Genomic DNA, 24523 nt, shown 5'->3' on the forward strand with positions numbered 1-24523 from the left:
CCGCACGCTTCCTCTCATGCGTCGGCAGGCCCCATGCTCATCAAGCTCATTGCCTTTCTGTTTCCCGCGCTGCGCGGTCCGGCTCTGTGGCTGATTGCCCTTGCACTGACCGGCTGCGCCGGCCTACCGCCGCGCGCGCCCGAGCCGCCGGTGAAATCCATCGCGGCCTCGCCGGCCACGGAGCTCGGCCGCGCGGCCATTGCCCTGAACACGCCGCCGGACGGCCTGACGAGCATGCGTCCGCTGATCGAGGCGTCGTACGCGCTCGATGCGCGGCTCGAGCTGATGCGGCGCGCCCAGTCCTCCCTCGACGTGCAGACCTACCAGCTCGGCAACGACAAGACCGGCCGCCTGCTGCTGCGCGAGCTGCGCAATGCCGCGCGGCGCGGCGTGCGCGTGCGGCTGCTGCTCGACGACTTCTACACCGCCGGCATGGACCGCCTGCTGCTCGGACTGGCCGCCGAACCCAATGCCGAAGTGCGGCTGTTCAATCCCTTCGTCAATGCGCGTGACCATTCTTCGGGCCGCTGGCTGGAGTTCTTCACCGACTTCCGCCGGCTCAACCACCGCATGCACAACAAGCTGTTCGTGGCCGACGGCGCGATGGCCATTGCGGGCGGGCGCAACCTCGCCGACGAATATTTCCTGCGCAGCGAGAGCGCGAACTTCATCGACTTCGAGCTGCTGCTGGCCGGCCCGGTCGTGCCCGAGGCCGCGGCCATCTTCGACACCTACTGGAACAGCGACGTGGTCTACCCGCTGAAGCGGGTCGCCAGCACCAGCCGCTCGACGGAAACGCTGAAAGCCGACTTCGAGGCCGCCACCTCCCCCGCCAACGCCCCGCCGCCCGGCCCGCTGCCCATCACCGACCTGCTCGGCGACCTGCCCCTGGGCGCCCAGCTCGCCAACATCGACGAAGCGAAATGGATGCGCGCCGAGGCCAACGCCTCTGCCGACAGCCCGAACAAGGCGCTGGGCGTCATGGCGCACCCCACCGAATCGCTGGCGCAGCGCTTCCACGAGATGCTGGCCACGGCGCAGTCGAACGTGGTGGTGATCTCGCCCTACTTCATTCCGGGCGACGAGGGCATGGAGCGCATCCGCATGGGCCGCGAGCATGGCGTGAACATCACCGTCATCACCAACTCGCTGGCCGACAGCGACGAGCCGCTGGTCAACATCAACTACAACCGCTACCGCGTAGACATGCTCAAGCTGGGCGTGAACCTGTACGAGGTCAGCACACAGCAGCTGCGGCGCAGCGGCCAGTTCCGCGACCTGCTGAAGAAGGCCCGCGGCCGCCTGCACGCCAAGCTGGCGCTGGTGGACCGCCAGTGGGTGCTGCTCGGCTCCATGAACCTCGACCCGCGCTCGGCCCGGCTGAACACCGAGTTCGGCGTGCGCGTGCGCAGCTTCGACCTCACGCAGGCCCTGCTCTTCGCCTACCAGCTCGACGACATCGAAGGCGTCTACCGCGTCACGCTCAAGCCCGACGGCCAGAACGTGCAATGGGTCGGCACCGGCGACGTCGACAACGAAGTGCTCGACAGCGAGCCCGACTCCAGCATGCTGACCCGGCTGCAGCTGCTGCTGTTCTCCTGGTTCGTGCCGACCGACCAGCTTTAGGCGGGCTCAGCGCCGGTCCAGCGCCCTGAACGTCTCGGCCAGCACCAGCGTGCCGGCCGCCACCTGCTCCTTGCTCGCCCATTCTTCCGGGCAGTGGCTGCGGCCATCGAGACAGGGAATGAAGACCATGCCCATCGGCCCGGTGGAGGCCACGTGCATCGCGTCGTGGCCGGCGCCGCTGGGCAGTCGCCGGTGCGCCAGGCCCAGGCGGTCGGCGGCTTCGGCCACGGCCTGCATGACCAGGTCGGAGCACTCGACGGGCGGCGTGCGGGTCAGCGGCTCCATCGCGCAAGAGACGCGCAGCGCCTGGAGGTCGTCGCTGCACAGGGCCAGCAGCCGCTCGGGGAACTCGTCGAGCACCGACTGCGCGTTGCTGCGCACCTCGAGCACCATGTCGACGCGGCCGGGCACGGCGTTGGGCACGTTGGGGCTCATCGAGATCCGGCCGATCGTCGCCACCACGTAGTGCGGTTGCCCGTCCATGGCGCTGGCTTCGCGGTGCGCCGTGTCGATCAGCCGGGCGGCGCCGACCAGCGCGTCGCGGCGGATGTCCATCGGCGTGGTGCCGGCATGGTCGGGCTGGCCTGTGACCGTGAGCGCCACGCGGCGGATGCCCACGATGTCGGTGACCACGCCGATCGGCAGCCCCTCGCGCTCCAGCACCGGGCCCTGCTCGATGTGCAGTTCCACGAAGGCAGCGACGCGGCCGGCACCACGGGCCGCGCCGGCCAGCGCATCGGGTTGTGCGCCGATGCGCCGCATGGCCTGCAACAGGCTCTCGCCGGCTTCGTTGCACGAGGCCAGCATGGCCGCGTCCAGCGTGCCCGCGAAGGCCCGGCTGCCCACGCAGGAGATACCGTAGTCGCTCGGCTCCTCGGACAGGAAGTCGATCACCTCCAGCGGATGGCGCAGCACGACGCCGCTTTCGTGCAGCGACTGCGCCACCTCGAGCCCCGCGAGCACGCCGAGGATGCCGTCGAAGCGGCCGCCGCCGACCACGGTGTCGCAATGCGAGCCGGTGACCAGCGGCGCAAGCCCGGCTTCGGAGCCTTCGCGCCGGCCGGTCAGGTTGCCGGCCGCATCGGTATGGACCGCGAGCCCGGCCTGCTGGAACTGCTCGCGCAGCCACTCCCTGGCCTTGTCAAATTCAGGCGAGAAGGCGCGGCGGGTCCAGGGGGCGTCGGGACGGGTGAAGGAAGAAAGAGTTTCGAGGCGATGCCAGAGGCGATCGGCCTGGATGGAAATGGATGGGGACATCCCCCGATGTTCGCCGAACGCGGCCAGGCGGCCAGCTAGTACACGTCCCGCCGATAGCGCCCCTGCGCGATGAGGTCTTCCAGCGCGGAGCGCCCCAGCACGTCCTCGAGCACGGCATCCACGCCGGCCGCCATGCCGTGCAGGCTGCCGCACACGAAGACCACGGCGCCGTCGCCGATCCAGCGCTGCAGTTCGGGCGCGGCCTCGCGCAGGCGGTCCTGCACGTAGATGCGCTCGGGCTGGTCGCGCGAGAACGCCAGGTCGATGCGTGCAAGAACACCCTGCTCGCGCCACCGCGTGAGTTCGTCCATGAAGAAGGCATCGCACGCGCTCTGGCGTTCGCCGAACAGCAGCCAGTTGCGATGGACCCCCTGTGCCACGCGCTCGCACAGGTGCCCGCGCAATCCCGCATAGCCCGAACCGTTGCCGATGAAGATGCAAGGCCGTTCATCCGCCACAGGCTCGAAACCGGGATTCGCCAGCAGGCGCAATTCCACCTGCGCCGACGGCGGCGCATGCACCGTGAGCCAGCCCGAAGCGAGCCCCAGGCCCGATTCATGGCGCGACTGCCGAACCAGCAGCCGGATGCGCCCCTCGGCAGGCACCGAGGCAACCGAGTAGCGCCGCGGCGCCAGCGGCACGAGTGCGTCGGCCAGCGCCTGGGCATCCGGCACCTGCGACAGCAGTTCCGGCGCCGGCATCGCGCTGCATGCCAGGGCCTCGTGCAGCATGACGGCTCGGCCTTCGAACCGCACCACCGCATCGCCATCCAGCAATGCGGAGCGCAGCAAGGCGGCCACCGTTTCCGGCGCATGCCGCGGCCGCAGTTCGGCCAGTGCGCCCGGCCGCCATGAGGGCAGGCCGCCCTGCACCGGAGGCAACAGTTCGATCTCGCAAAGCGGATGCCCCAGGCTGCGCGGATTGAGCAAGCGGCGCGCCGACAGCGTCCATGCGCCGAAAGGCTGCTCCTCTGGAACGGCGGTCGACGCATCAGGCACCGAGTCGCCCCGAGCCCCGGGCATCGCCCCCAGGTGCCGCCGCCAGACGGCCAGCGCACCGGCATCGCCGTTGTCCACCTCGACCATCGGAAACAGCGACTGCGCACCGGCCGCGACCAGCGCATGGTCCAGCGTGTGCCCGAAGCCGCAGAAGCGCGCGTAGTGACGGTCGCCCAGCGCCAGCAGGCCATAGCGCAGGTGCGACAGCGCCTCGCCGCCGATCTGCGCCAGCCGTTGCGCGAAGCGGCGCGCGGCGTCGGGCGGTCCGCCTTCGCCGAAGCTGCTGGCGACGATCAGCACATGCTGGTGATGCCGCAACTGCTCGGGATCCAGACGCGCCAGCGACGCCACGGTCACCGGCAGCCCCGCCCCTTCAAGCGCGGCGGCGCTGCGCATCGCGATGCCCTCGGCCGTGCCCGACTGGCTCGCGAAGGCCACCAGCACGCGTGCGGACGCAGGCTCCATGCCGCCGGACGGCCGGACCGCCGCTTCCAGCGCCGCGCGCTCGGCCCGCACCGCGCGTTTCTTGCGGCGCCGGTCGAGGTACAGCAGCCAGCCGGTGATGGAAAACACCGGCAGCATCAATGCCGCCAGCAGCATCGCGATGCGCCCCGGCAGGCCGAAGTAGGTGCCCATGTGCAGTGGATAGATCGCCGCCAGGAAGCGCCCGCCCGCCGCCTTGTCGGCATGGCGCTCGTCCTGCGTCACCTCGCCGCCCGGCAGCCGCACAGTCATGCGGTTGCGCGCGCGTTCGTGGGCGGGCGCCGCGTCGAGCCAGGTGAACAGCACCGACGGCGCGGCGCCCGAGGGCACGCGCAGGATGACTTCGCTCCAGCCGCCCGTCTCGCGGGCCTTGCGCTCGAAGGTGGCCCAGGCGGGCGCGACGTCCACCGCGGCGGCATCGTCGCGCGCCATGTTGCGCATGCGCGGCGCGGTGCGTGCCTGCTGCGCGGCCACGCGGGGATGGCCGGCCATTGCATCGACACGGTCGCGCACCGCGTCGAAGGCCCAGTACAGCCCGCTGGTGGTGAACACGATGTACATCAGCAGCGCACAGGTGCCCATCACCGCATGCAGGCCCCATAGAAACGAGCGCCCCTTGAGCGCCGGATCGAAGGTGAGCCACGCGCGCCAGTCGAGCGGACGGCGCGGCCATCGAAGATAGAGGCCCGAGAGCGACAGCAGCAGCAGGCCCATCGCCAGCACGCCGGCCACCACCCGCCCCGGCTCGCGCGGCAGCAGCAGCCAGCGATGCAGCGACTCGACCCATTCGAAGAAGCCGGCGCCCGCCAGGGGTGGCAGTGCGGTGCCCGCGTAGGGGTCGAGGTAGACGGTCTCGCCGCGCCGCTCGCCCGGCGGCGGCGCGAAGATCACCCGCGCGGCCGCGCCCGGCTCGGCGAACAGCGCGAGCGTGCCGATCTGCCGCCCGGGCCAGGCTTGCCGCGCCGCCGCGAGCAGTTGCGGCGGCGTGAGCGCGGGCACGGCCTGCACCGGCACGTGGCGCCCGTGCGGGTTGAGTGCATCGATGATTTCCTCGCGGAACGACAGCACCGCGCCGCTCAGGCCGATGACGATCAGCACCGTGCCGGCCGTGATGCCGATCAACCAGTGCAACTGGAACCAGAGCTGGCGCAGCGAGGGGAATTTCATCGATTCTTTGTTTTCAGCGGATGCCGGCGGTCCAGTCGATGGCCGCGTCGAACAGCATCCGGCCCGCGGGCGAAAGGTTGGTGAAGGTCTCGTTGCCGAGGAAGAGCATCACGCGGCGCGCCGGCGTGAGCGACTCGTAGTCCATGGTGGCGACGGTGGACGAGATCACGACAAGGTCCGGGCCGGCCGCCACCGAGGGCGAGGCCGACTGGTCCTGCAGCGTCACGGCAAAACCACGCGACTCGAGGTGCGCCTTGACCTTTTCGTCGACCGGAAGGCTGGGGCCGTCGCGCTGCACCAGCAGCACGACCTTGCGGCCCTGCCCCGGCAGCTCGGCGGATGATTTGGCGCAGGGTCTTCATGCCGATTGCTCCACCACGCTTCGCACTGCCGACGACGCATGCAACTGAAACAATCTGCTCGCGAGACACCGCGGAGCCGGCTTTGCCGGGCCGCCGGTGTCGCCCCCGGCGAGGGGGAAGGAGAAGCGACACGAAGTGCGCGAAGCCTGCGGGAGTTTCATTTCAGAACTCGAAAGTCGTGAGGAATGAGACTTGGCGCGCATCGCCCATCGAGATGAAATAGGTGTTCGCTGCCGACGGGTAGTAGGTCTTGTCGAACAGGTTCTTCACGTTCAGCTGGAACTTGACCTTCTTGCCGTACAGGCGCGTGTCGTAGGTGGCGAAGGCATCGACCGTGGTGTAGCCCGGCAGCACGAAGCTGTTGGCCGAGTCGCCCGCGCGCTTGCCGACGTAGTGCGCGCCGGCACCCATGCGCAGCCTTCCTTCGCCGCCGAAGACCTGGCCGAAGTCATAGACAGCCGAGAGCGACGCGGTCTGCCGCGCCACGTTCCAGAGCCGGTTGCCGGCGTACAGCGGGTCTTCCGTGGTCTTGGCGTCGATGTAGGCGTAGCTCGCGATCGCGCTCCAGTTCTTGCTCAGCTGGCCCGCAACGTCCACTTCCAGGCCGCGCGAACGGGCCGCGCCCGAGGTGCGCCAATCGGTGAGCTTGGTCACGTCGTTGAACTGCGAGACCAGCACGTTGCGCTTGTGGATGTCGAACAGCGCCACGGTGCCGGTCACGCCGCCGGGCATGTCGAACTTGGCGCCGAGCTCCCACGACTTGGCCTCCTCGGGCTTCACCGAAGCATCGAGCACGTAGCCGTTCGACAGCGGCGCGATGGTCGACGCCGGCTTGAGCGACTGGGTGTAGCTGCCGTAGAACGACACGGTGTCGGTCCACTTGTAGATCAGCCCGAGGCGCGGCAGCAGCTTGGAGCCGTAGGTGTCGGTGTTGACCTTGAAGGGCCGCCCGCGCCCCGCAAGCTGCGACCACGCCTGGTAACGCAGCGCGGCCACCGCGATCCAGCGGTCGCTCAGGTGAATGGAATCCTGGAAGAACAGGGACTGGTTGTGCAGCCTGTCGGTCTGGTCGCTGTCGCTCGCCGACACGGTGCTCGACGGCGCCTCGAGGCCGTACACCGGGAACAGGTAGCTGAAGGTGCTCTTGGTGGCCTGGCGCAGCAGGTCTGCGCGGTAGATCCTGCGGTACTCGGCGTCCCAGCCGAACTGCAGGTCGTGGCGCATGCCGCCCAGCTCGACGGTGCCGTCGACATATGCGGTGGCGTAGCTGTCGGTACTCAGCGCGCCGTGGGTGGCGTCGTTGCTGCGCGCGAGCGTGCCGCGCGTGGTGTTGATGCCGTTCACCCGCAGCTGGTTGGCGTCGTAGGTTTCCTGGTTGTAGCTGAGGTTCAGGTGTCCGGCCCAGCCGCCGCCGAACTGGTGGTCGACAGAGAGCTGGCCCAGGTGCGTCTCGCCGCGCATCTCGTTGGAGGGCTCGTCGAGGCGGCGCGTCCTGGGCAAGGCCAGCGGGCGCTGGGTGCGCGGGTCGAGCGCGGTGCCGCGGTCGAAGGGCGTGACGTACTTGCGGTACTCGTACCAGAGCACGGCCTGGGTGTCGTCGCCGTACCAGGCCAGCGAAGGCGCCACCAGCGTCTCGCGGTGCTTGCCGAAGTTGCGCCAGTAGTCCTCGTCCACATGGTCGACGATCAGCCGGTAGGCCAGCCCGTTCTCGCCGATGGGGCCGGTGGTGTCCAGCGTGGCGCCGCTGCCGTCGCGCCCGCCCGCATAGCCCGAGCCCAGCAGCGACAGGCTCGTGCGCTGGCGCAGCTGCGGCTTCTTGCTCACCACGTTGATCACGCCGCCCGGGTCCATCAGGCCGTAGAGCTGCGACGACGGGCCCTTGAGCACTTCCACACTCTCGGCCGCCGCGTTCATGCCGCGGCCCTGCACCAGCGGCATGCCGTTGTGCATGATCGAGCCGTCGCGGTTGCCGCCGAAGCCGCGCTTCATGATGGTGTCCTGCGTGCCGGCCAGGGTGTTGCCCTGGTTGATGCCGCTGACGTTGGTGAGCGCGTCGTCGATGTTGCGCGGGCGCTGGTCGCGGATGACCTGCGCGGGCACCACGTTCACCACCTGCGGAATCTCGAGCACCGGCGCGGTGGTGCGCAACGTGGAGGCATCGGGCGTAGGCTGGTAGCGGTCGTCGGCGTCCGCGGGTGCCGGTGCGGCGCGGGCCACCACGCGCACCGCCGGCAGCGTGCCGTCGGCATCGCTCGAATCGCCCGCCAATGCCTCGGGCGCCGCGGCGCTCTTGCGCAGCGTGAATTCACCCGCCCCGCCTTCCACCGCCTCCAGCCCGGTGCCCGACAGCAGCGCGGCAAAGCCCGCGCGCACGGTGTAGCGGCCTTGCAGGCCGGCGGAATCCAGCGCCCGCGTGCTCGCGGGGTCGAAGGACAGCGCAACGCCCGACGCCGCCGCAAAACGCCCGAGCACCGAGGCCAGCGGGCCGGCGTCGATGCGGTAGCTGCGCACCGACTGGTTCTGCGCGCGTGCGCCCTCGGCGGGGTCCGCGGCGGCGGCGATCGGCAGGGCCATCGTCGCTGCGAACAGGCACAGCATCGCCTTGCGAACAGGATGGGGTGATGAGGGGTGCGCGTGCATTCTTCGGAACTCCTTCGGCATTGATTGCGGATTCATGGCTCTCAATGGGTAGGCCGAACGAAATCGAAAAAGATGAAAGGCGGCGGCCGGAAAAATGCGCCGCAGCGCATGGCCGCATGCGGAATCAGGCGGGCACGAGCGACACCCAATAGCGCGTCAGGCCGCTCACGCGCACCGGAAACGCCCGCACGATGACAGCCAGCGCCTTGTCGGTGTCCATGACAGGAAAGGCACCCGACACCCGGATGTCCGCAATGGCGGGATCGCAGGCCAGCCGGCCTCGGTGGTAGCGCGCAAGCTCGGCGACCACGTCGCCCAGTCGCCAGTCATTGACGACCAGGCTGCCGTGCTCCCATTCGACGAACGCCGGGTCGGCCGGCCGCGGCGCATCGATGCCCTCGCCTGTGAAAGCCACCTGCTGCCCCGCCTCCAGCCGCACCACGTTGCCGGGCGCGTGCGAGGCGCGAACTTCGACGGCGTCTTCGAGCACGCTCACCACCGTGCGCGCGCCGTCGCTGCGCACCGTGAAGCGCGTGCCCAGCGCGAGGATTCGGCCATGCGGCGTTGCGACCAGGAAGGGGCGGCTATCGGTGCGCGCCGCGCCCGGCAGACGGCGGTGCTTTGCCGTCTCGGCCAGGATCTCGCCTTCGCGCAGGGTGACGAGCCTGTGCGTGGCGTCGATGGACACATCCACCGATGTGCGGGTATTCAGCTTCAGCAGCGAGCCGTCGGCCAGCGTGACGGATCGCTGCTCGCCGGTGCCGGTGCGGTAGTCGGCCAGCCATGCGCGCCAGCCGCCGTCGGTGCCGGTCGCCTGCCACGACAGGTAGGCCAGCGAGCCGCCGCCCGCCAAAACGGCAATGCCGCGCAGCACCCGGCGCCGGTCGGCATGCGCAGCGCGCAGCGTCGAAGCCGCCACGTGCGCCGGCACGCGCTTCAGCGTGGCCTGCATGGCTTCGAAGCGCTGCCACGCGAGTTGGTGGTCGGGGTGGGCGCGATGCCAACGGCGCCAGTTCTCGCGGTCGGCCTCGGTGGCATCGCCGGAGCACAGCCGGGCGTACCAGGCGATGGCCTCCTTGCGGACCTCGGCTTCGCTGCGCGGAGGCGCGCCGATGTCGGCGGGCGTCAGCTCGATGCCGGACTTCATCATCACGGCGCGAGCATGTAGCAATGCTCGAGCGCCTTGAGCATGTAGTTGTTGACCGTGCGCACCGTCACGCCCAGGCGGGCGGCTATTTCCGCATAAGTCAGGCCGTCGAGCTGCGAAAGCATGAAGGCCTGCCGCACCGGCGGCTTCATGCCGTCGAGCATGGCGTCGATGGCCACCAGCGCCTCGAGCACGATGGCCCGCGCCTCCAGCGACGGCAACTGGGGTTCAGGCAGCGCGGCGAGGGTGTCGAGGTAGGCACGCTCCAGTGCCCGGCGCCTGTGGAAGTCGACGACCAGCCCATGCGCGATGGTGGCCAGGTAGGCGCGCGGCTCCGCCGCGGCAACGGGCTCCCTCTTGCTCAGCAGCCGTACGAAGGTGTCGTGCGCCAGGTCGGCGGCATTGTGCGAGCAGCCCAGTTTCTTGCGCAGCCAGGCGTGCAGCCATCCGTGATGGTTGCTGTAGAGCGTTTGCACCTCGTGCTGAACTAACGCGGACTCGCCGGCCGGCATGGGTGGAATCTCCGCGCAGCCGCAACGACCGCGCTCGGTTATTAATACGAATGGTTCTCAATTGTACGCTTTTGCCGGATGCCTTCAACCCGACCGCGCTCACGCTGCCCTTGAAACGTCATCGATTGCCCTTATGATTAGCACTCGCTGCTGATGAGTGCTAACAAGCCTCGCTTCCAGTCGATGGGCTGCCGGCCTCCGGTCCGGCGCCCGACCACAAACCCGTTTCTTATCCATACATCCAGGAGATGCAATGAAACTTCGTCCTTTGGCCGATCGCGTGATCGTCAAGCGTGTTGACAGCGAAACCAAGACTGCCTCCGGCATCGTCATCCCCGACGCAGCCGCCGAGAAGCCCGATCAGGGCGAAGTCCTGGCCGTGGGCCCGGGCAAGCGCAACGACAAGGGCGAGCTGGCCGCACTGACCGTCAAGGTCGGCGACCGCGTCCTGTTCGGCAAGTACAGCGGCCAGACCGTCAAGGTCGGCGGCGACGAACTGCTGGTCATGAAGGAAGACGACCTGTTCGCGGTCGTCGAGAAGTAATTCAAACATCCCATTCGGAGTAATAAAACATGGCAGCAAAAGACGTAGTCTTCGGCGGTGAAGCCCGCGCACGCATGGTCGAGGGTGTGAACATCCTGGCCAACGCAGTCAAGGTCACCCTGGGCCCCAAGGGCCGCAACGTGGTGCTCGAGCGCTCGTTCGGCGCCCCCACCGTCACCAAGGACGGTGTGTCGGTCGCCAAGGAAATCGAACTCAAGGACAAGCTGCAGAACATGGGCGCCCAGCTCGTGAAGGAAGTGGCCTCCAAGACCAGCGACAACGCTGGTGACGGCACCACGACCGCTACCGTGCTGGCTCAAGCCATCGTTCGCGAAGGCTTCAAGTACGTGGCCGCAGGCATCAACCCGATGGACCTGAAGCGCGGCATCGACAAGGCCGTGACGGCCCTGGTCGAAGAGCTGAAGAAGGCTTCGAAGCCCACCACCACGTCGAAGGAAATCGCTCAAGTCGGCTCGATCTCGGCCAACAGCGACGAAACCATCGGCAAGCTCATCGCCGATGCGATGGACAAGGTCGGCAAGGAAGGCGTGATCACTGTCGAAGACGGCAAGTCGCTCGAAAGCGAACTGGACGTCGTCGAAGGCATGCAATTCGACCGCGGCTACCTGTCGCCCTACTTCATCAACAACCCCGAGAAGCAATCGGCGCTGTTGGACAACCCCTTCGTGCTGCTGTTCGACAAGAAGATCAGCAACATCCGTGACCTGCTCCCCACGCTGGAACAAGTCGCCAAGGCTGGCCGTCCCCTGCTGATCATTGCCGAAGAAGTCGAAGGCGAAGCCCTGGCTACGCTGGTCGTGAACACGATCCGCGGCATCCTGAAGGTCGTGGCCGTCAAGGCTCCTGGCTTCGGCGACCGCCGCAAGGCCATGCTGGAAGACATCGCCATCCTGACGGGCGGCAAGGTCATCGCTGAAGAAGTGGGCCTGACGCTCGAAAAGGTGACGCTGGCCGACCTGGGCCAAGCCAAGCGCATCGAAGTGGGCAAGGAAAACACGATCATCATCGACGGCGCCGGCGCTGCTGCCGACATCGAAGCCCGCGTGAAGCAAGTGCGCGTGCAGATCGAAGAAGCCACGAGCGACTACGACCGTGAAAAGCTGCAAGAGCGCGTGGCCAAGCTGGCCGGCGGTGTTGCCGTGATCAAGGTTGGCGCCGCCACCGAAGTCGAAATGAAGGAAAAGAAGGCTCGCGTCGAAGACGCCCTGCACGCTACCCGCGCTGCAGTGGAAGAAGGCGTCGTGGCTGGCGGCGGCGTGGCTCTGCTGCGTGCCAAGCAAGCCGTGGGCGACCGCGTCAAGGGCGACAACGCCGACCAGGACGCCGGCATCAAGCTGGTGCTGAAGGCCATCGAAGCCCCCCTGCGCGAAATCGTGAACAACGCCGGCGGCGAAGCCTCGGTGGTGGTGAACGCCGTGCTGGCCGGCAAGGGCAACTACGGCTTCAATGCCGCCAACGACACGTACGGCGACATGCTCGAGCTGGGCATCCTGGACCCGACGAAGGTCACCCGCACCGCACTGCAGAACGCCGCTTCGGTGTCCTCGCTGCTGCTGACGACCGAAGCCATGGTTGCTGACGCACCCAAGGACGAAGCTGCAGCCGGCGGCGGCATGCCCGACATGGGTGGCATGGGCGGCATGGGCGGCATGGGCATGTAATTGCTCGCCCCCAGGCTGCGCGGCACTTCGTGTCCGCTGCGCCTACCCCCTACCGGGGGCGACACCTGCGGACCGGCAGAGCCGGATCCGCGGTGTCTCGCGAAATGAAAGAAGCCCGGCTTGCGCCGGGCTTTTTTCATGGGCGGTCGTGATCGCTCTGCTACTGGAATTGCGCCTGCACCGCCTTGTAGAGCGCCTGGAAGCGCGCATGCCTCGTCCTGTGGACATCGGCTCCTTCGGTCGAGGCAACCAGCTGCTGCTTCACCGGCGGCAGTGCGCAAACCTCTGCCACCGAGCCCCCATCCGCCAGCCACGCCAGCCGGGCCGCTCCCAGCGCCCCGCCTGTCTCGCTGCCCGCATAGAGCGTGAGCGGAACCTGGAAGATGTCGGCCAGCAACTGCGCCCACCAAACGCTGCGTGCACCGCCGCCCACCAGCGCCACTTCGCGCAGCGGCATATCGGCCGGCAGCCGCAGGGTGTCGAAGCCGTCGCGCAGGCCGAAGCTCACGCCCTCGACCACGGCGTAGGCGATTTCCGCCGGCCCGTGTGCATGCGTGAGCCCGAAGAGAACGCCTTGGGCATTGGGGTTGTTGTGCGGCGAGCGTTCGCCTGACAGGTACGGCAGGAACAGCGGGCAGCGCTCGCGCTGCGCCAACGGCACCGATGCCGCCGCTTCGAGCAGCGCGGCCTCGTCGGCAAACTTGAAGGTCTTCGCGGCCCAGCTCACCGCGCTCGCGGCGGAGAGCATCACCGACATCTGGTGCCAACGCTTCGGCAACGCATGGCAGAAGGCGTGCATCGCCTGCGCGGGGTTCGGCAAGAAGCGGTCGGTCGACACGAACACCACGCCCGAAGTGCCCAGCGAGACAAAGCCCTGCCCCGGTTCGACCAGCCCCATGCCGACCGCGCTGGCGGCGTTGTCGCCCGCACCGCCCGCGATCTTCACGCCGCCCTGCAGGCCCCAGCGCGCCGCAAGTTCAGGCTTGAGCAGCGCCGAAACCTCGCTGCCTTCGACCAGCCGCGGCATGTGCGCGCGCGTCAGCCCGGTGGCGGCGAGCAGTTCGTCGGACCAGTCGCGCGCACCCACGTCGAGCCACAGCGTGCCCGCCGCGTCCGACATCTCGCTGACCGCCTCGCCGCTGAGCATGAAGCGCAGCCAGTCCTTCGGCAGCAGCACCCGCGCCACGCGTGCAAAGACTCCGGGCTCATGCTCGCGCACCCACAGCAGCTTGGGCGCGGTGAAGCCCGGCATTGCGAGATTGCCTGCGATGTCGCCGAACCGCGGCACCGCCCGCGTGAGCGCCTCGCACTGCGCACCGCTGCGCCCGTCGTTCCACAGGATCGCGGGTCGCAGCACCTCGCCGGCCGCGTCGAGCAGCGTGGCACCGTGCATCTGCCCCGACAGGCCGATGGCGCGCACCGCCGACAACGCCTCGCCGTGCGCCTCGCGCAGCTGCGCCATGACCTGCTCGAGCGCCTGCCACCACTGGGCCGGCGCCTGCTCCGACCACAGCGGATGCGGCCTTTGGACGGTGAGCGGCGCGCGCGCCACGCCCACGATGCGGTGATCGTCGGCGAGCAGCAGCGCCTTGAGCTCGGACGTGCCGAGGTCGAGTCCCAGATACAAGATGAGCCCCTGGTTTCGTGCTTGGGAAGCTTAGGAAGAAATGCCGCCGCCGAAGCGCGTGTCGGCCTGGCGGCGGAATTCGCTGGGCGTCATGCCCTTGATCTCGAGAAAGCGCCGGTTGAAGTTGGCCACGTTGTTGAAGCCCACCTGGTAGCAGATGTCGGTCACGTAGTGGTCGGTCTGCATCAGCAGGTGGCAGGCGCTGTTGATGCGCACGCGGTTGACGAAGTCGGTGAAGCTGTTGCCGGTGGAGCGCCGGAAGAAGCGGCTGAAGCGGCTCTCGCTCATGCCCAGCTCGGCCGCCACGTCAGACATCGAGATCGGGTCGGCCATGTTGTTGGTGATGCGGTTGACGATGCCGTTGATCTGGTCGACCTGCGCGTCGCCGTCCGCGCCCTGTGCGCCCTGCATCTGCACGCTCGACAGCAGCCGGTAGTCGGTGCATTGGGAGAGATCGGCCATGAAGTCGAGGAACAGGCCCAGGCGCCGCACGCCGCGCGCGGCCTTGATGCGGTCCCAGTGCGCCTGCGCCTGCTGCGACATGCCGAAGAACTCGATGCCGTGGCGCGCGCGCTCCAGCAACTGCATCACTTCGCGCAGTTCCGGAATGCCGGCGGCGGCGCTCTCGATGGGTTCGTGGCGGAACTGGATCACCCGGTCGCGCCCCGCCGCGCCGCCTTCGGGCACGTCCAGCGAAATCCAGTTGTGCGGCAGGCGCGGCCCGCACAGCACCAGGTGCCCCGGCTGGAACGGCCCGATCCAGTCGCCGATGAAGGCCTTGCCCGAGGTCTCGGTGATCAGGTGCAGCTCGTAGTCTTCATGGAAGTGCCATCGCACCAGCGGGCTGGGGAAGCCGTGCGCCAGGCAGCGCACCAGGCCGGTTTCTTCGGGCGCCTCGTAGCCCAGCGAGGGGGAGCGCGCAAAGTCGCGCTCCAGCTCGGGTTGGCGCTGGCGGGGGACCGAGCGTTTGCGTGTGGACGTCGTCATGGCGGCACGGTTCAGGACCGGGAAGCAACAGCCGTATTTTCTTCCTTCGCCAGCGCGGCGTGAACTGCCTCCAGCGTGGGTGGATCGGCACCCTCGCGGGTGCAGTTGAGGGCAGCGGCGGTGGCGGCGAAGGCCATCACCTCGCGCCATGCGTCGTCGCCCAGTTCGCCGAGCTGCTCCGGCTTTTCGACGCCGTGCGCCAGCAGCGACACCGTCAGCCCTGCCGTGAAGGTGTCACCCGCGCCGATGGTGTCGACCACCTCGACGCGCGGCGCGGCCACGGTGATGGGCGCGTGCCCGACGCGCCAGAGCGTGGCGCCGTCGCCGCCGCGCGTGACGATCACGGCGCGCGCGCCGGCCGCAAGACATTCGGCGGCCAGCGCGTCGACCGGCTGGCCGGGTGCGAGCAACCCCGCATCCTCGTCGCTCAGCTTGACCAGGTCGGCCATGCCGAACCAGCCGGTCACGCGCTTGCGATAGGCGGCCATGTCGGTGATCAGGCTGGGCCGCACGTTCGGATCGAACACGACCACGCGCTGCCCCCGGTTCGCGGCGATGAGGTCGGCGATGCGCGTGGCGGCCGGGTCCTGCAGCAATGAGATCGAGCCGAAGTGCAGGAAGCGGCACTCCGCCGGCAGCTGAGGCAGCGGCTCGGGCGCCCAGGTGGCGTCGGCGCTGCCCTGCGTGTAGAAGGCGTAGCGGTTGGTCTGCGGCGTGCGCTCGACGAAGGCCAGCGTCGACGGCGCGCTGCTGCGCAGGATGAAGCTGGTGTCCACGCCGTTGCGTTGCAGGAAGCCCATCAGCCGTTCGCCGAACAGGTCGGTCGACAGCTGCGTGAGAAAGCCGGTCGGCTGCCCGAGCCGCGCGCAGGCCACGGCGGTGTTCAGCGGCGAGCCGCCTTCATGGCCCAGGAATGCCAGGGTGCCCGCCTCTGCGGCGGTGAAATCGATCAGGGCTTCGCCCGTGAGTGCAATGCGCATGGTGTGTGGGTCGGGATTCTTGTGTCGTCGGTCAGGGCAAGGTGCGCGCATCGGCCAGGAAGCCGCGCTCGGCGGACAGTGTGGCGGAATGGTCGAGCAGTTCGGCAAACAGCCGCGGCGGAATGGTGATGGCGCCCACGCCGAGCCCCAGCAGCGAAAGATACGCCTCGCGCGACCGGATGCTGGCCACCAGCAGCCGCGTGCCCGAGGCCGGCCGCCGCGCCACCAGCGACTGCATCTGCGCGATCAGCGCCAGCCCGTCGATGCCCGCGTCTTCCAGCCGCCCGAGGTACGGCGCCGCATAGGCCGCGCCCAGTTGCGCCGCGAAGTGGGCCTGCTCGGGCGCGTACACGGCGGTCCAGGTGACGGGCACGCCCTGCGCGATGAGCCGCGCGCCGGCGTCCAGGCCCTGCCGCGTGGCGGGGATCTTGATGACGAGTTGGCCGAGGTCGAAGTGCTGCAACAACGCTTGAGCGTCCTCGAGCATGCCGTCGACGTGTTCCGAACAGACCTGCGCCTGCACCTGACGTGCGCCCAGCTCGATGCAACGCGCGAGCAGCCCCGGCAAGGCGGCGCGGCCGACGCCCGCACGCTTGAGCAACGTCGGGTTGGTCGTCACGCCGTGCACCACCGGGTGGGGCAGGCAGGTCTCTATCTCCGCCAGGTCGGCGCTGTCTAGGTACAGGTGGAAGTCTTCGTTCATGGGTTGCTTCTTACTGGCGAGCCGAGCTGTTTCGGGGTGCGTGCACAGGGAACCGGGTACTCCCCTCCGCGAATTTCCCCCGGCCGGCGGAGGACATTCGCGGAGCAAGGTACCCCGCCGGCGTGAGCGCCCTCCGAACAAAGCCCATGAAAAACAAAAACCGATCTCATCGACAACCCAGCTCAAGACATGACATTACCGCCATCGACATTCAAGGTCTGCGCCGTGATGTAGCGCGCCTCGTCGCTGGCGAGGAACACCGCCGCCCCCGCGATATCGTCCGGCACGCCCATGCGGCCGAGCGGCACCGCCAGCCCGACCTGCCGCTTCTTCTCTCCGGGCGGCAAACCCTCGGCCTTGGCGAACAGGCTGTCGACATGGTCCCACATCGGCGTATCGACCACACCGGGCGCAATGCCATTGACACGTATGCCGTGCGGCGCCATCGCCAGCGCGGCGCTCTGCGTGTAGCTGATGACCGCCGCCTTGGTCGCGCAGTAGTGCGACACCAGCGCCTCGCCCCGCCGTCCGGCCTGCGAGGCCATGTTGATGACCGACGAGCCCTGCGTGCCCGCCTCCACCATGTGCCGCAGCACCGCCTGCATCACGAAGAACATGCCTTTCACATTGACCGCGAACAGCCTGTCGAAGGATGCCTCGTCGCTGTCCAGCAGCGGCGCGAGGTCGAACACCGCGGCGTTGTTGAACAGCGTGTGCACCGGTCCGAAGGCCACCTGCGCCTGCGCCAGCATGCGGGCGATGGCGGCGGTGTCGGTCACGTCGGCAGCGATGTAGGCGAGCTTTCCCGGCTGGTCCTGCTGCAGCGCACGCACCGCGTCGGGCGCGGCGGTGGCGCGGTCGACGACCGTGCAGCGCGCTCCCTCGGCGATACAGGCTTGCGCCACGGCCAGGCCGATGCCGCCGCCCGCGCCGGTCAGAAGCACATGCCGGTCTTGAAGGCGGGCGCTCATGGCTTGCTCCCTGCTTCTGCTACGAAGCGCGCAACGCGCTCGCCGGCGCGGCGCACCGCGTCGACCAGCCGGGCATCGGCGGCGATGTTGCCCCACAGCCCCGCATCGGCGCACAGCGCGGCGACCGGGTCGGCCGCATCGCAGATCGCATGCGCCACCGCTTCGTCCATGCCCTGGTCCTGGTAGGCGTAGGGCAGCGCACCCTTGTGCCAGCGCTGCAGGAAGGCCAGGAACAGCGCGGGCAGCACCGCCACGCTGTCGATGCCCTGTCCGGCCGCCAGCCGCTCGCGCACCGTCGGCGCGATGAAGCCGGGGATCTTCGAGAAGCCGTCCGCCGCCACGCGCTGGTTGGTGTCGCGGATGGCGGGGTTGCCGAAGCGGTCGAGCACCACGTCGCGGTAGGCCGCAAGGTCGATCGGGCTCGGGCTCAGGCAGGGAATGACGTCGTCGCTCACGTAGTCGAAAGCCATCTTGCGGATGGCCGCGTCGTGCGTCCCCTCGTGGATGAAGTCCAGCCCGACCAGCGTGCCCGCCCAGGCTATGCAGCTGTGCGTGGCGTTGAGGATGCGTATCTTGGCCTCTTCATACGGCTGCACCGACTCCACCAGTTCCACGCCCACGCGGCCCCAGTCGGGGCGGCCGGCCGCGAAGTTGTCCTCGACGACCCACTGGATGAAGCTCTCGCCGGTGATGGCCGCCGCGTCATCGCGCCCAGTGGCGGCTTTGACTCGCGCTCGCAGTTCGGGCGGCGGGCGTGGCGTGATGCGGTCGACCATCGCGTTCGGGCAGCGCGTGTTCGCGTTCACCCAGGCCAGCAAGCCGGCATCGCCAGCGAGTTCGATGAACTCCAGCAGCCCGGCGCGAAAGCGCTCGCCGTTGTGGCGCAGGTTGTCGCAGTTCAGCAGCGTCACGGCGCCGGAATCGGCCGCCTTGCGCGCGCGCAGGATGGCGCACACCGCGCCGTAGATGGTCACGTTGTCGCCGCCGGCCTCCCCCTTGCGGGCACGCTCCACATCGGCAGCGAGGTCGCTGAACGACAGGTCCAGCTTGCCCTTGTTGTCGAGGTAGTAGCCAGCTTCGGTCACGGTGAAGGACACGATGCGGGTCGACGGCGCCGCGCCGCGCGCGACCACGTTCGCCAGCGAGCGCTCCCACGGCAGCACCTCGCGGATGGCGTCGATCTGCTCGTAGCGGTATTCGCCCGCCGGCGACACGGTCTCTAGCGTGTAGCGCCCGCCCTGCGCCTGCAGCGCCGCGACGATGTCGGCCATGTCCGGCCGGATGTTGGCGCCCGACAGCGACCAGCGGGTGTCGCCCGCATCGATCAGCCGCTGCAGGTACACAGCCTGGTGGGCCCGATGGAACGAGCCCAGGCCGAGATGAAGCACCGTGAACTCCGTGGGAGCCGGTGGAATTTGCGCGATGGTCACGGGAATGTCCGTTGAAAAGGCGTTGGAAAAAATCTGGATCGATCACGCGCCGACCGAGCGGCCTTCGCGGTTGAACAGGTGCAGCACCGACGGATCGAGCTCCACGGCCACGTCGTCGCCGGCCTGCAGCGGCGTGCGGTCGTTCTGCCGCGCGATCAGCGGCACGCCGCCCACGTCGACGTGGATGAGCGTGTCGGCGCCCAGCGCCTCGATGAGTTCGACACGGCCCTGCACGTCGCTCACCGGCGCGCCCTGCTTCGGATGCACGCGCAGGCCTTCCGGCCGCACGCCCAGGAAGCCGTCGCTCGGCAGCCTGCCGCCGGTGGCGGCCGAGAAGCTGGGAATGGCATTGGCCGCCACCATGTTCATCGACGGCATGCCGATGAACTGCGCGACGAACTGGTTGGCCGGATGGTCATACAGCTCCAGCGGCGTGCCGACCTGCTCGATCAGCCCGTCCTTGAGCACCACCACGCGGTCGGCCAGCGTCATGGCTTCCACCTGATCGTGCGTGACGTAGATGGTGGTCGCGCCGAGCGCGCGGTGCAGCTTGTGGATCTCGACCCGCGTGTTGCCGCGCAGCGCCGCGTCGAGGTTCGACAGCGGCTCGTCGAACAGGAACACCTTGGGCGCGCGCACGATGGCGCGGCCGATGGCCACGCGCTGGCGCTGGCCGCCCGACAGGTCCTTGGGCGTGCGGTCCAGGTACTGCGTGAGGTTGAGCGTCTTGGCCGCGTACTCGACCTTGGTCTTGATCTCTGCCTTGGACACGCCCGCCAGCTTGAGCGCGAACGACATGTTGTCGTACACGCTCATGTGCGGATAGAGCGCGTAGCTCTGGAACACCATCGCCAGGTCGCGCTTGCCCGAAGGCGTCCAGGTGATGTCCTTGCCGTCGAGCAGCAGGTTGCCGCTGGTGATGGGCTCCAGCCCGGCAATCAGCCGCAGCAGCGTCGACTTGCCGCAGCCCGAGGGCCCGACGAAGACGATGAATTCGCCTTTCTTTATCTGCAGGTCGACGCCCTTGATGATGTGGATGTCACCAAAGCTCTTCTTGATGTTCTTGAGTTCGAGGTAGGCCATGAGATGTCTCCCTTTCTTTACTTGACGGCACCGAAGGTCAGGCCCTGCACCAGTTGCTTCTGGCTGAACCAGCCGAACACGACGATGGGCGCGATGGCCATCAGCGAAGCCGCCGACAACTTGGCCCAGAACAGGCCCTCGGGGCTGGAGTACGAAGCGATCAGCGTGGCCAGCGTGCCGGCCTTGGCGGAGGTGAGGTTGAGCGCCCAGAAGGCTTCGTTCCAGCTCAGCACCAGGCACAGCAGCCCGGTGGATGCGAGCCCGCCCACCGACAGCGGCAGCACCACGTGGCGGAACTCGGTCCACAGGCTGGCGCCGTCCATGCGCGCGGCCTCCAGGATCTCGTTGGGGATGTCCTTGTAGGCGCTGTAGAGCATCCACACCATGATCGGCAGGTTCGACAGCGTGAACACGATGGTCAGCGCAGGCAGCGAGTCGAGCATGCCGGCGGTCTGCGCCAGCACGTAGATCGGCACCAGCGCGCCCACGGCCGGCATCATCTTGGTGGAGAGCATCCACATCAGGATGTCGCGCGTTCTCTTCGTGCGAAAGAAAGCCATCGAATACGCCGCCGGCGCCGCGATCAGCAGGCCGATGATGGTCGAGCCCAGGCTGGTGATGAGCGAGTTGCGCGCATACAGCAGGTAGTCGCTGCGGCGCTGTACCTCGCCGAAGTTGTCGAGCGTGGGCTCGAAGATGAAGAGCGGCGGCACGTGGATGGCCTGCAGTTCCGTCTTGAAGGCCGTGAGGAACAGCCAGCCGAGCGGAAAGAACAGCACGAGCGTGACGGCCCACGCACCCACGGTGCGAATGGCCTGCGGCAGGAAGTTGCTGGGGGCTTGTTGTTGTTGCATGGTGTGCCGCTCCTCAATCCAGGTTCTTGCCGATGATCCGGATGAGGAACACGGCCACGATGTTCGCCAGTACCACCGCGAACAGCGCGCCGGCCGAAGCCACGCCCACGTCGAAGTTCATGAGCGACTGCTTGAAGATCATGTAGGTCATGTTGGTGCTCGCATTGCCCGGGCCGCCGTTGGTGGTGATGGCAATCTCCGCGAACACGCTGAGCAGGAAGATCATCTCGATCATGATCACCACCGCCATCGGGCGGCCGAGGTGCGGAATGGTGAGATAGAAGAAGCGCTGCACCGAGCTCGCGCCGTCCATGCGCGCGGCCTCCATCTGCTCGCGGTCGAGCGACTGCAGCGAGGTGATGAAGATCAGGCAGGCGAATGGCAGCCACTGCCAGGCCACCATGATGATCACCGACAGCAGCGGGAAGTCGGTGAGCCAGTCCACCGGCTGCGCGCCAAAGAAGCGCCACAGGTCGGCGAGCACACCGTAGATGGGGTTCATCATCATGTGCTTCCACAGCAGCGCATTGACCGCGGGCATGACGAAGAACGGCGAGATCAGCAGCACCCGCACGATGCCGCGCCCGGGGAAGGGCTCGTTCACCAGCAGCGCCAGCAGCACGCCGAGCACCACGGTGATGATGATCACGCTGCCGATCAGCAGCAGCGTGTTCCATGTGGCCGGCCAGAAGTCGGGGTCGGTGACGAAGTAGTGAAAGTTCTCGATGCCCGCGAACGTGCGCTCGCCGGGCTGCATGAGGTTGTAGTTGACGAACGAGAAGTACAACGTCATCAGCAGCGGCACGATCATCCAGAGGAAGAGCGTGAGCACCGCGGGCGCCATGAGGGCGCGGGGCAGGAGTCGTTTCATGAGGTATCCCTTCTTGTGGTCCCTGGCTCCTTCCCCCGCTGGGGGAAGGCTGGGATGGGGGCTGCCCGATCAGGCGCGGCACCGAACGATGCGCCGCGAGCCCCCACCCCTACCCTCCCCCAGCGGGGGAGGGAGCAAGCCCGAGGACTTACTTGTAGTACCCGCCCTTTTTCATCTCGCGCTCGGCGGCCGTCTGCGAAGTCTTAAGCGCCTGGTCCACAGTGACCTTGCCCGCCAGCACCGCGCTCATCTGCTGCCCCACCGCCACGCCGATGGCCTGGAACTCGGGAATGGCCGCGTACTGCACGCCGACGTACGGCGACTTGGGCAGCGTGCTGTCCGTCAGGTTTGCGCTGTCGATGGCCTTCTTCTCGGCTTCGGCAAACTTCGCGACCTTCTGGAACTCGGGGTTCGCGTAGGTCGACTTGCGCGTGCCGGTCGGCACCGAGGCCCAGCCGGTTTCCTTGGCCACCAGGTTGATGTAGTCCTTGGAAGTGGCCCACTTGATGAACTTCTGCGCCGCGTCGTCCTTGGTCGAGCTGGCGGGAATCGCGAGGTTCCACGACCACAGCCAGTTGGCGCCCTTGGGCGTGACGGCGGTCGGCGCCTGTGCGAAGGCCACCTTGTCGGCCACCTTCGACTGCTTCGGGTCGCTGATGAACGAAGCCGCAATGGTCGCGTCGACCCAGGCCGCGCACTTGCCCTCGTTGAACAGCGCCAGGTTCTCGTTGAAGCTGTTGGCCGAGGCGCCCGGGGGGCCGTCCTTCTTCATCATGTCGACGTAGAAGGTGATTGCATCTTTCCAGGGCTTGGTGTCGATCTGCGGCTTCCACTGCATGTCGAACCACTGGCCGCCGTTGGTGTTGACCAGCGTGGTCAGGAAGGCCATGTTGTCGCCCCAGCCCGGCTTGCCGCGCAGGCACATGCCATACACGCCGTTCTTGGGGTCGTTGGCCTTGTCGGCGAACTCCTTCACCTGCGCCCAGGTCGGCTGGTCGGAGAACTTCACGCCCACCTTGTCGGCCAGGTCCTTGCGGTACATGAGCATCGAGCTTTCGCCGTAGAACGGGGCCGCGTAGAGCTTGCCCTCGTAAGAAAGGCCGTTGCGGATGGCCGGCAGCAGGTCGTCGATGTCGTAGGCGGCATCGGTGACAATGGGCTTGAGCCAGCCCTTCTTCGACCAGATCGGCGCTTCGTACAGCCCGATGGTCATCACGTCGAACTGGCCGCCCTTGGTGGCGATGTCGGTGGTCACGCGCTGGCGCAGCGTGCCTTCTTCCAGCGTGACCCACTTCAGCTTGATGTCGGGGTTGGCTTTCTCGAAGAAGGGTGTGAGCTTCTGCATCTCGATCATGTGGCCGTTGTTGACGGTCGCGATCACGAGTTCGGTGGCGGCCTGGGAAACGACGCCCGTGCCGATGAGTGCGAGGACGAAGCCCGCTTTCAGAAAACGCTTCATGTTGTCTCCTAGAGGTGAGCGACGCCCTGTTGTGCCTGTCGGGTCGCCGTGGCCGAATTCTGGAGAAACGCGCTTGCGGTTTTGGTACTTCGAAGGTCGGCGCTGGTACTTTCATGCACCGGTTGACTGGGAGATTCCCTAGTCAGCGCAATACAGCATGCATGAGGGGCGGTCCAAAGGCCTCAGTTACCGCCTCAGGCGCCGCCCAGCAACTGGCGCCGGAACTGCACCGCCGCCGGCGACAGCGGCCGGCCCTCGCGGGTGATGAGGCAAATGGGCGGCACGCGCACCGGCAGCTCGATCGGCACGGTGCGCAGCACGCCCAGCCGGGCGTAGTGGCTGGCCTGCGAGGCGGGCATCACGGCCGCCATGTCGGAGTTCTCCAGCAGCGCCGTGATGGCAATCGGCGATGCCGTTTCGATGATGTCCAGCCGCGCCCGGATGCCGGCCTCGCGCATGGCCGCCTCGAAGCGCCCGCGCTGCGGCGAGCCCGGCGGCTGCAGCACCCACGACCAGTGCGCCATGTCCGCCAGCGTGAGGTTGGCGCGCTCGAACACCGGATGCCCGGCGCGCACCACCACCACCTGCGACTCGCCCAGCAGCGGCACGCTCGCGTATTTCGCCTCGTCGTGCCCGTCGGTGAGCCGGCCCAGCACGAGGTCGACGTCGCCCTGCTCCAGCTGCGCCTGGATCACGTCGCTGGTCTCCACCACCACCGACACGGCCACCTGCGGATGGCGCCGGTGGTATTCCACCAGCGCTGGCGCCAGCAGCTCCGGCACCGCGCCCGGCACGCTGCCCACGCGCAGCGCGCCGCTCAGGCCCGAGCGCAGCGCCAGCATCTCCTCGCGGGCGGTGCCGAAGTCGCTGAGCACGCGGTGGGCGTAGCGGATCAGGATCTTGCCGTAGGGCGTGGGCTCCATGCCGCGCGCAAGGCGCTCGAAGAGCCGTTCGCCGAGCGAGTCTTCCAACTGCTGCAGCAGCTTGGTGGCCGCCGGCTGGCTGATGTTCATGGCCTCCGCCGCGCGGCCGAGGTGCCGGTGGGTGTCGAGCCGGGCCAGCAGAAGCAGCTGGCGCGGGCGCACGTGGAGCATCAGCGAAGCGTCGGTCAGGCCGGAAGTCATGCACAAAAGTATATGG

General features: G+C 68.0%; 19 protein-coding genes and 1 pseudogene. 3 read left to right on the forward strand and 17 right to left on the reverse strand.

Annotated elements, in window-relative coordinates:
* The first annotated feature begins 33 nt into the window (after positions 1 to 33).
* Positions 34 to 1626 (forward strand): phospholipase D family protein, encoded by a 1593-nt coding sequence (locus ACWV14_RS26395; protein WP_454904489.1) that lies wholly within the window; start codon positions 34 to 36, stop codon positions 1624 to 1626.
* A 6-nt stretch (positions 1627 to 1632) separates the two neighbouring features.
* On the opposite strand, the gene ACWV14_RS26400 is transcribed toward ACWV14_RS26395, so the two are convergent.
* The 6 genes and pseudogenes from ACWV14_RS26400 to ACWV14_RS26425 all read right to left on the reverse strand — a co-directional run bounded on the left by ACWV14_RS26400 (position 1633) and on the right by ACWV14_RS26425 (position 10192).
* The gene (locus tag ACWV14_RS26400) at positions 1633 to 2883 is read right to left on the reverse strand and encodes an allantoate amidohydrolase (protein WP_454904490.1); all 1251 of its coding nucleotides are present in this window, start codon (positions 2881 to 2883) and stop codon (positions 1633 to 1635) included.
* Positions 2884 to 2918: 35 nt separating this feature from the next.
* Positions 2919 to 5531, reverse strand: a complete 2613-nt coding sequence (locus tag ACWV14_RS26405; protein WP_454904491.1) for a PepSY domain-containing protein — start codon at positions 5529 to 5531, stop codon at positions 2919 to 2921.
* Positions 5532 to 5544: 13 nt separating this feature from the next.
* Positions 5545 to 5871: pseudogene (locus ACWV14_RS26410) on the reverse strand (hypothetical protein); the annotation flags it as partial.
* Between the two features lie 184 nt (positions 5872 to 6055).
* A complete protein-coding gene (locus tag ACWV14_RS26415; protein ID WP_454904492.1) occupies positions 6056 to 8533 on the reverse strand; it encodes a TonB-dependent siderophore receptor in 2478 nt (825 codons plus the stop codon).
* 124 nt (positions 8534 to 8657) lie between these two features.
* The gene (locus ACWV14_RS26420; RefSeq protein ID WP_454912825.1) at positions 8658 to 9683 is read right to left on the reverse strand and encodes a FecR domain-containing protein; all 1026 of its coding nucleotides are present in this window, start codon (positions 9681 to 9683) and stop codon (positions 8658 to 8660) included.
* Positions 9683 to 10192 carry a sigma-70 family RNA polymerase sigma factor gene (locus ACWV14_RS26425; protein WP_454904494.1) on the reverse strand — a complete coding sequence of 170 codons (510 nt, stop codon included), beginning with the start codon at positions 10190 to 10192 and terminating at the stop codon, positions 9683 to 9685. Before ACWV14_RS26425 ends, ACWV14_RS26420 begins: the two co-directional genes overlap by 1 nt.
* A gap of 253 nt (positions 10193 to 10445) precedes the next feature.
* Here ACWV14_RS26425 and ACWV14_RS26430 point away from each other — a divergent pair, with 253 nt between their 5' ends.
* Both ACWV14_RS26430 and groL read left to right on the forward strand, forming a co-directional pair.
* A complete protein-coding gene (locus ACWV14_RS26430; RefSeq protein WP_007835162.1) occupies positions 10446 to 10736 on the forward strand; it encodes a co-chaperone GroES in 291 nt (96 codons plus the stop codon).
* A 29-nt stretch (positions 10737 to 10765) separates the two neighbouring features.
* The gene (groL, locus tag ACWV14_RS26435) at positions 10766 to 12418 is read left to right on the forward strand and encodes a chaperonin GroEL (RefSeq protein WP_422088099.1); all 1653 of its coding nucleotides are present in this window, start codon (positions 10766 to 10768) and stop codon (positions 12416 to 12418) included.
* A 160-nt stretch (positions 12419 to 12578) separates the two neighbouring features.
* Here groL and xylB read toward each other — a convergent pair whose 3' ends face one another.
* The 11 genes from xylB to ACWV14_RS26490 all read right to left on the reverse strand — a co-directional run bounded on the left by xylB (position 12579) and on the right by ACWV14_RS26490 (position 24507).
* Complete coding sequence (xylB, locus tag ACWV14_RS26440; protein WP_454904495.1) at positions 12579 to 14045, reverse strand: xylulokinase; 1467 nt, start codon at positions 14043 to 14045, stop codon at positions 12579 to 12581.
* Positions 14046 to 14075: 30 nt separating this feature from the next.
* Positions 14076 to 15032 carry an AraC family transcriptional regulator gene (locus ACWV14_RS26445; protein ID WP_081268082.1) on the reverse strand — a complete coding sequence of 319 codons (957 nt, stop codon included), beginning with the start codon at positions 15030 to 15032 and terminating at the stop codon, positions 14076 to 14078.
* Positions 15033 to 15043: 11 nt separating this feature from the next.
* Positions 15044 to 16012: a carbohydrate kinase family protein gene (locus tag ACWV14_RS26450; RefSeq protein ID WP_454904496.1), complete on the reverse strand. Its 969-nt coding sequence runs from the start codon at positions 16010 to 16012 to the stop codon at positions 15044 to 15046.
* A 31-nt stretch (positions 16013 to 16043) separates the two neighbouring features.
* Positions 16044 to 16715: a transaldolase family protein gene (locus ACWV14_RS26455; protein WP_454904497.1), complete on the reverse strand. Its 672-nt coding sequence runs from the start codon at positions 16713 to 16715 to the stop codon at positions 16044 to 16046.
* Between the two features lie 182 nt (positions 16716 to 16897).
* Positions 16898 to 17686 (reverse strand): L-iditol 2-dehydrogenase, encoded by a 789-nt coding sequence (locus tag ACWV14_RS26460; protein ID WP_454904498.1) that lies wholly within the window; start codon positions 17684 to 17686, stop codon positions 16898 to 16900.
* Positions 17683 to 19074: a D-arabinitol 4-dehydrogenase gene (gene dalD, locus ACWV14_RS26465; protein ID WP_454906082.1), complete on the reverse strand. Its 1392-nt coding sequence runs from the start codon at positions 19072 to 19074 to the stop codon at positions 17683 to 17685. Before dalD ends, ACWV14_RS26460 begins: the two co-directional genes overlap by 4 nt.
* A gap of 84 nt (positions 19075 to 19158) precedes the next feature.
* Entirely contained in the window at positions 19159 to 20199 is a 1041-nt protein-coding gene (locus ACWV14_RS26470) for an ABC transporter ATP-binding protein (RefSeq protein WP_454904499.1), read from the reverse strand.
* Between the two features lie 17 nt (positions 20200 to 20216).
* Positions 20217 to 21053, reverse strand: coding sequence for a carbohydrate ABC transporter permease (locus ACWV14_RS26475; protein ID WP_422088105.1), 837 nt, complete (start codon positions 21051 to 21053; stop codon positions 20217 to 20219).
* A 13-nt stretch (positions 21054 to 21066) separates the two neighbouring features.
* A complete protein-coding gene (locus ACWV14_RS26480) occupies positions 21067 to 21924 on the reverse strand; it encodes a carbohydrate ABC transporter permease (RefSeq protein WP_454904500.1) in 858 nt (285 codons plus the stop codon).
* Between the two features lie 148 nt (positions 21925 to 22072).
* The gene (locus ACWV14_RS26485; RefSeq protein WP_454904501.1) at positions 22073 to 23383 is read right to left on the reverse strand and encodes an ABC transporter substrate-binding protein; all 1311 of its coding nucleotides are present in this window, start codon (positions 23381 to 23383) and stop codon (positions 22073 to 22075) included.
* Positions 23384 to 23577: 194 nt separating this feature from the next.
* Positions 23578 to 24507, reverse strand: a complete 930-nt coding sequence (locus ACWV14_RS26490) for a LysR family transcriptional regulator (protein WP_454904502.1) — start codon at positions 24505 to 24507, stop codon at positions 23578 to 23580.
* Between the last annotated feature and the right edge of the window lie 16 nt (positions 24508 to 24523).

Source organism: Variovorax durovernensis (genome assembly GCF_977011995.1).

Bases quoted from the DNA above. Each gene is read 5' to 3' on its own strand.
- ACWV14_RS26395 (WP_454904489.1), top strand. From the start codon at position 34: ATGCTCATCAAGCTCATTGCCTTTCTGTTTCCCGCGCTGCGCGGTCCG.
- ACWV14_RS26400 (WP_454904490.1), bottom strand. From the start codon at position 2,883: ATGTCCCCATCCATTTCCATCCAGGCCGATCGCCTCTGGCATCGCCTC.
- ACWV14_RS26405 (WP_454904491.1), bottom strand. From the start codon at position 5,531: ATGAAATTCCCCTCGCTGCGCCAGCTCTGGTTCCAGTTGCACTGGTTG.
- ACWV14_RS26415 (WP_454904492.1), bottom strand. From the start codon at position 8,533: ATGCACGCGCACCCCTCATCACCCCATCCTGTTCGCAAGGCGATGCTG.
- ACWV14_RS26420 (WP_454912825.1), bottom strand. From the start codon at position 9,683: ATGATGAAGTCCGGCATCGAGCTGACGCCCGCCGACATCGGCGCGCCT.
- ACWV14_RS26425 (WP_454904494.1), bottom strand. From the start codon at position 10,192: ATGCCGGCCGGCGAGTCCGCGTTAGTTCAGCACGAGGTGCAAACGCTC.
- ACWV14_RS26430 (WP_007835162.1), top strand. From the start codon at position 10,446: ATGAAACTTCGTCCTTTGGCCGATCGCGTGATCGTCAAGCGTGTTGAC.
- groL (WP_422088099.1), top strand. From the start codon at position 10,766: ATGGCAGCAAAAGACGTAGTCTTCGGCGGTGAAGCCCGCGCACGCATG.
- ACWV14_RS26445 (WP_081268082.1), bottom strand. From the start codon at position 15,032: ATGACGACGTCCACACGCAAACGCTCGGTCCCCCGCCAGCGCCAACCC.
- ACWV14_RS26450 (WP_454904496.1), bottom strand. From the start codon at position 16,012: ATGCGCATTGCACTCACGGGCGAAGCCCTGATCGATTTCACCGCCGCA.
- ACWV14_RS26455 (WP_454904497.1), bottom strand. From the start codon at position 16,715: ATGAACGAAGACTTCCACCTGTACCTAGACAGCGCCGACCTGGCGGAG.
- ACWV14_RS26460 (WP_454904498.1), bottom strand. From the start codon at position 17,686: ATGAGCGCCCGCCTTCAAGACCGGCATGTGCTTCTGACCGGCGCGGGC.
- ACWV14_RS26470 (WP_454904499.1), bottom strand. From the start codon at position 20,199: ATGGCCTACCTCGAACTCAAGAACATCAAGAAGAGCTTTGGTGACATC.
- ACWV14_RS26475 (WP_422088105.1), bottom strand. From the start codon at position 21,053: ATGCAACAACAACAAGCCCCCAGCAACTTCCTGCCGCAGGCCATTCGC.
- ACWV14_RS26480 (WP_454904500.1), bottom strand. From the start codon at position 21,924: ATGAAACGACTCCTGCCCCGCGCCCTCATGGCGCCCGCGGTGCTCACG.
- ACWV14_RS26485 (WP_454904501.1), bottom strand. From the start codon at position 23,383: ATGAAGCGTTTTCTGAAAGCGGGCTTCGTCCTCGCACTCATCGGCACG.
- ACWV14_RS26490 (WP_454904502.1), bottom strand. From the start codon at position 24,507: ATGACTTCCGGCCTGACCGACGCTTCGCTGATGCTCCACGTGCGCCCG.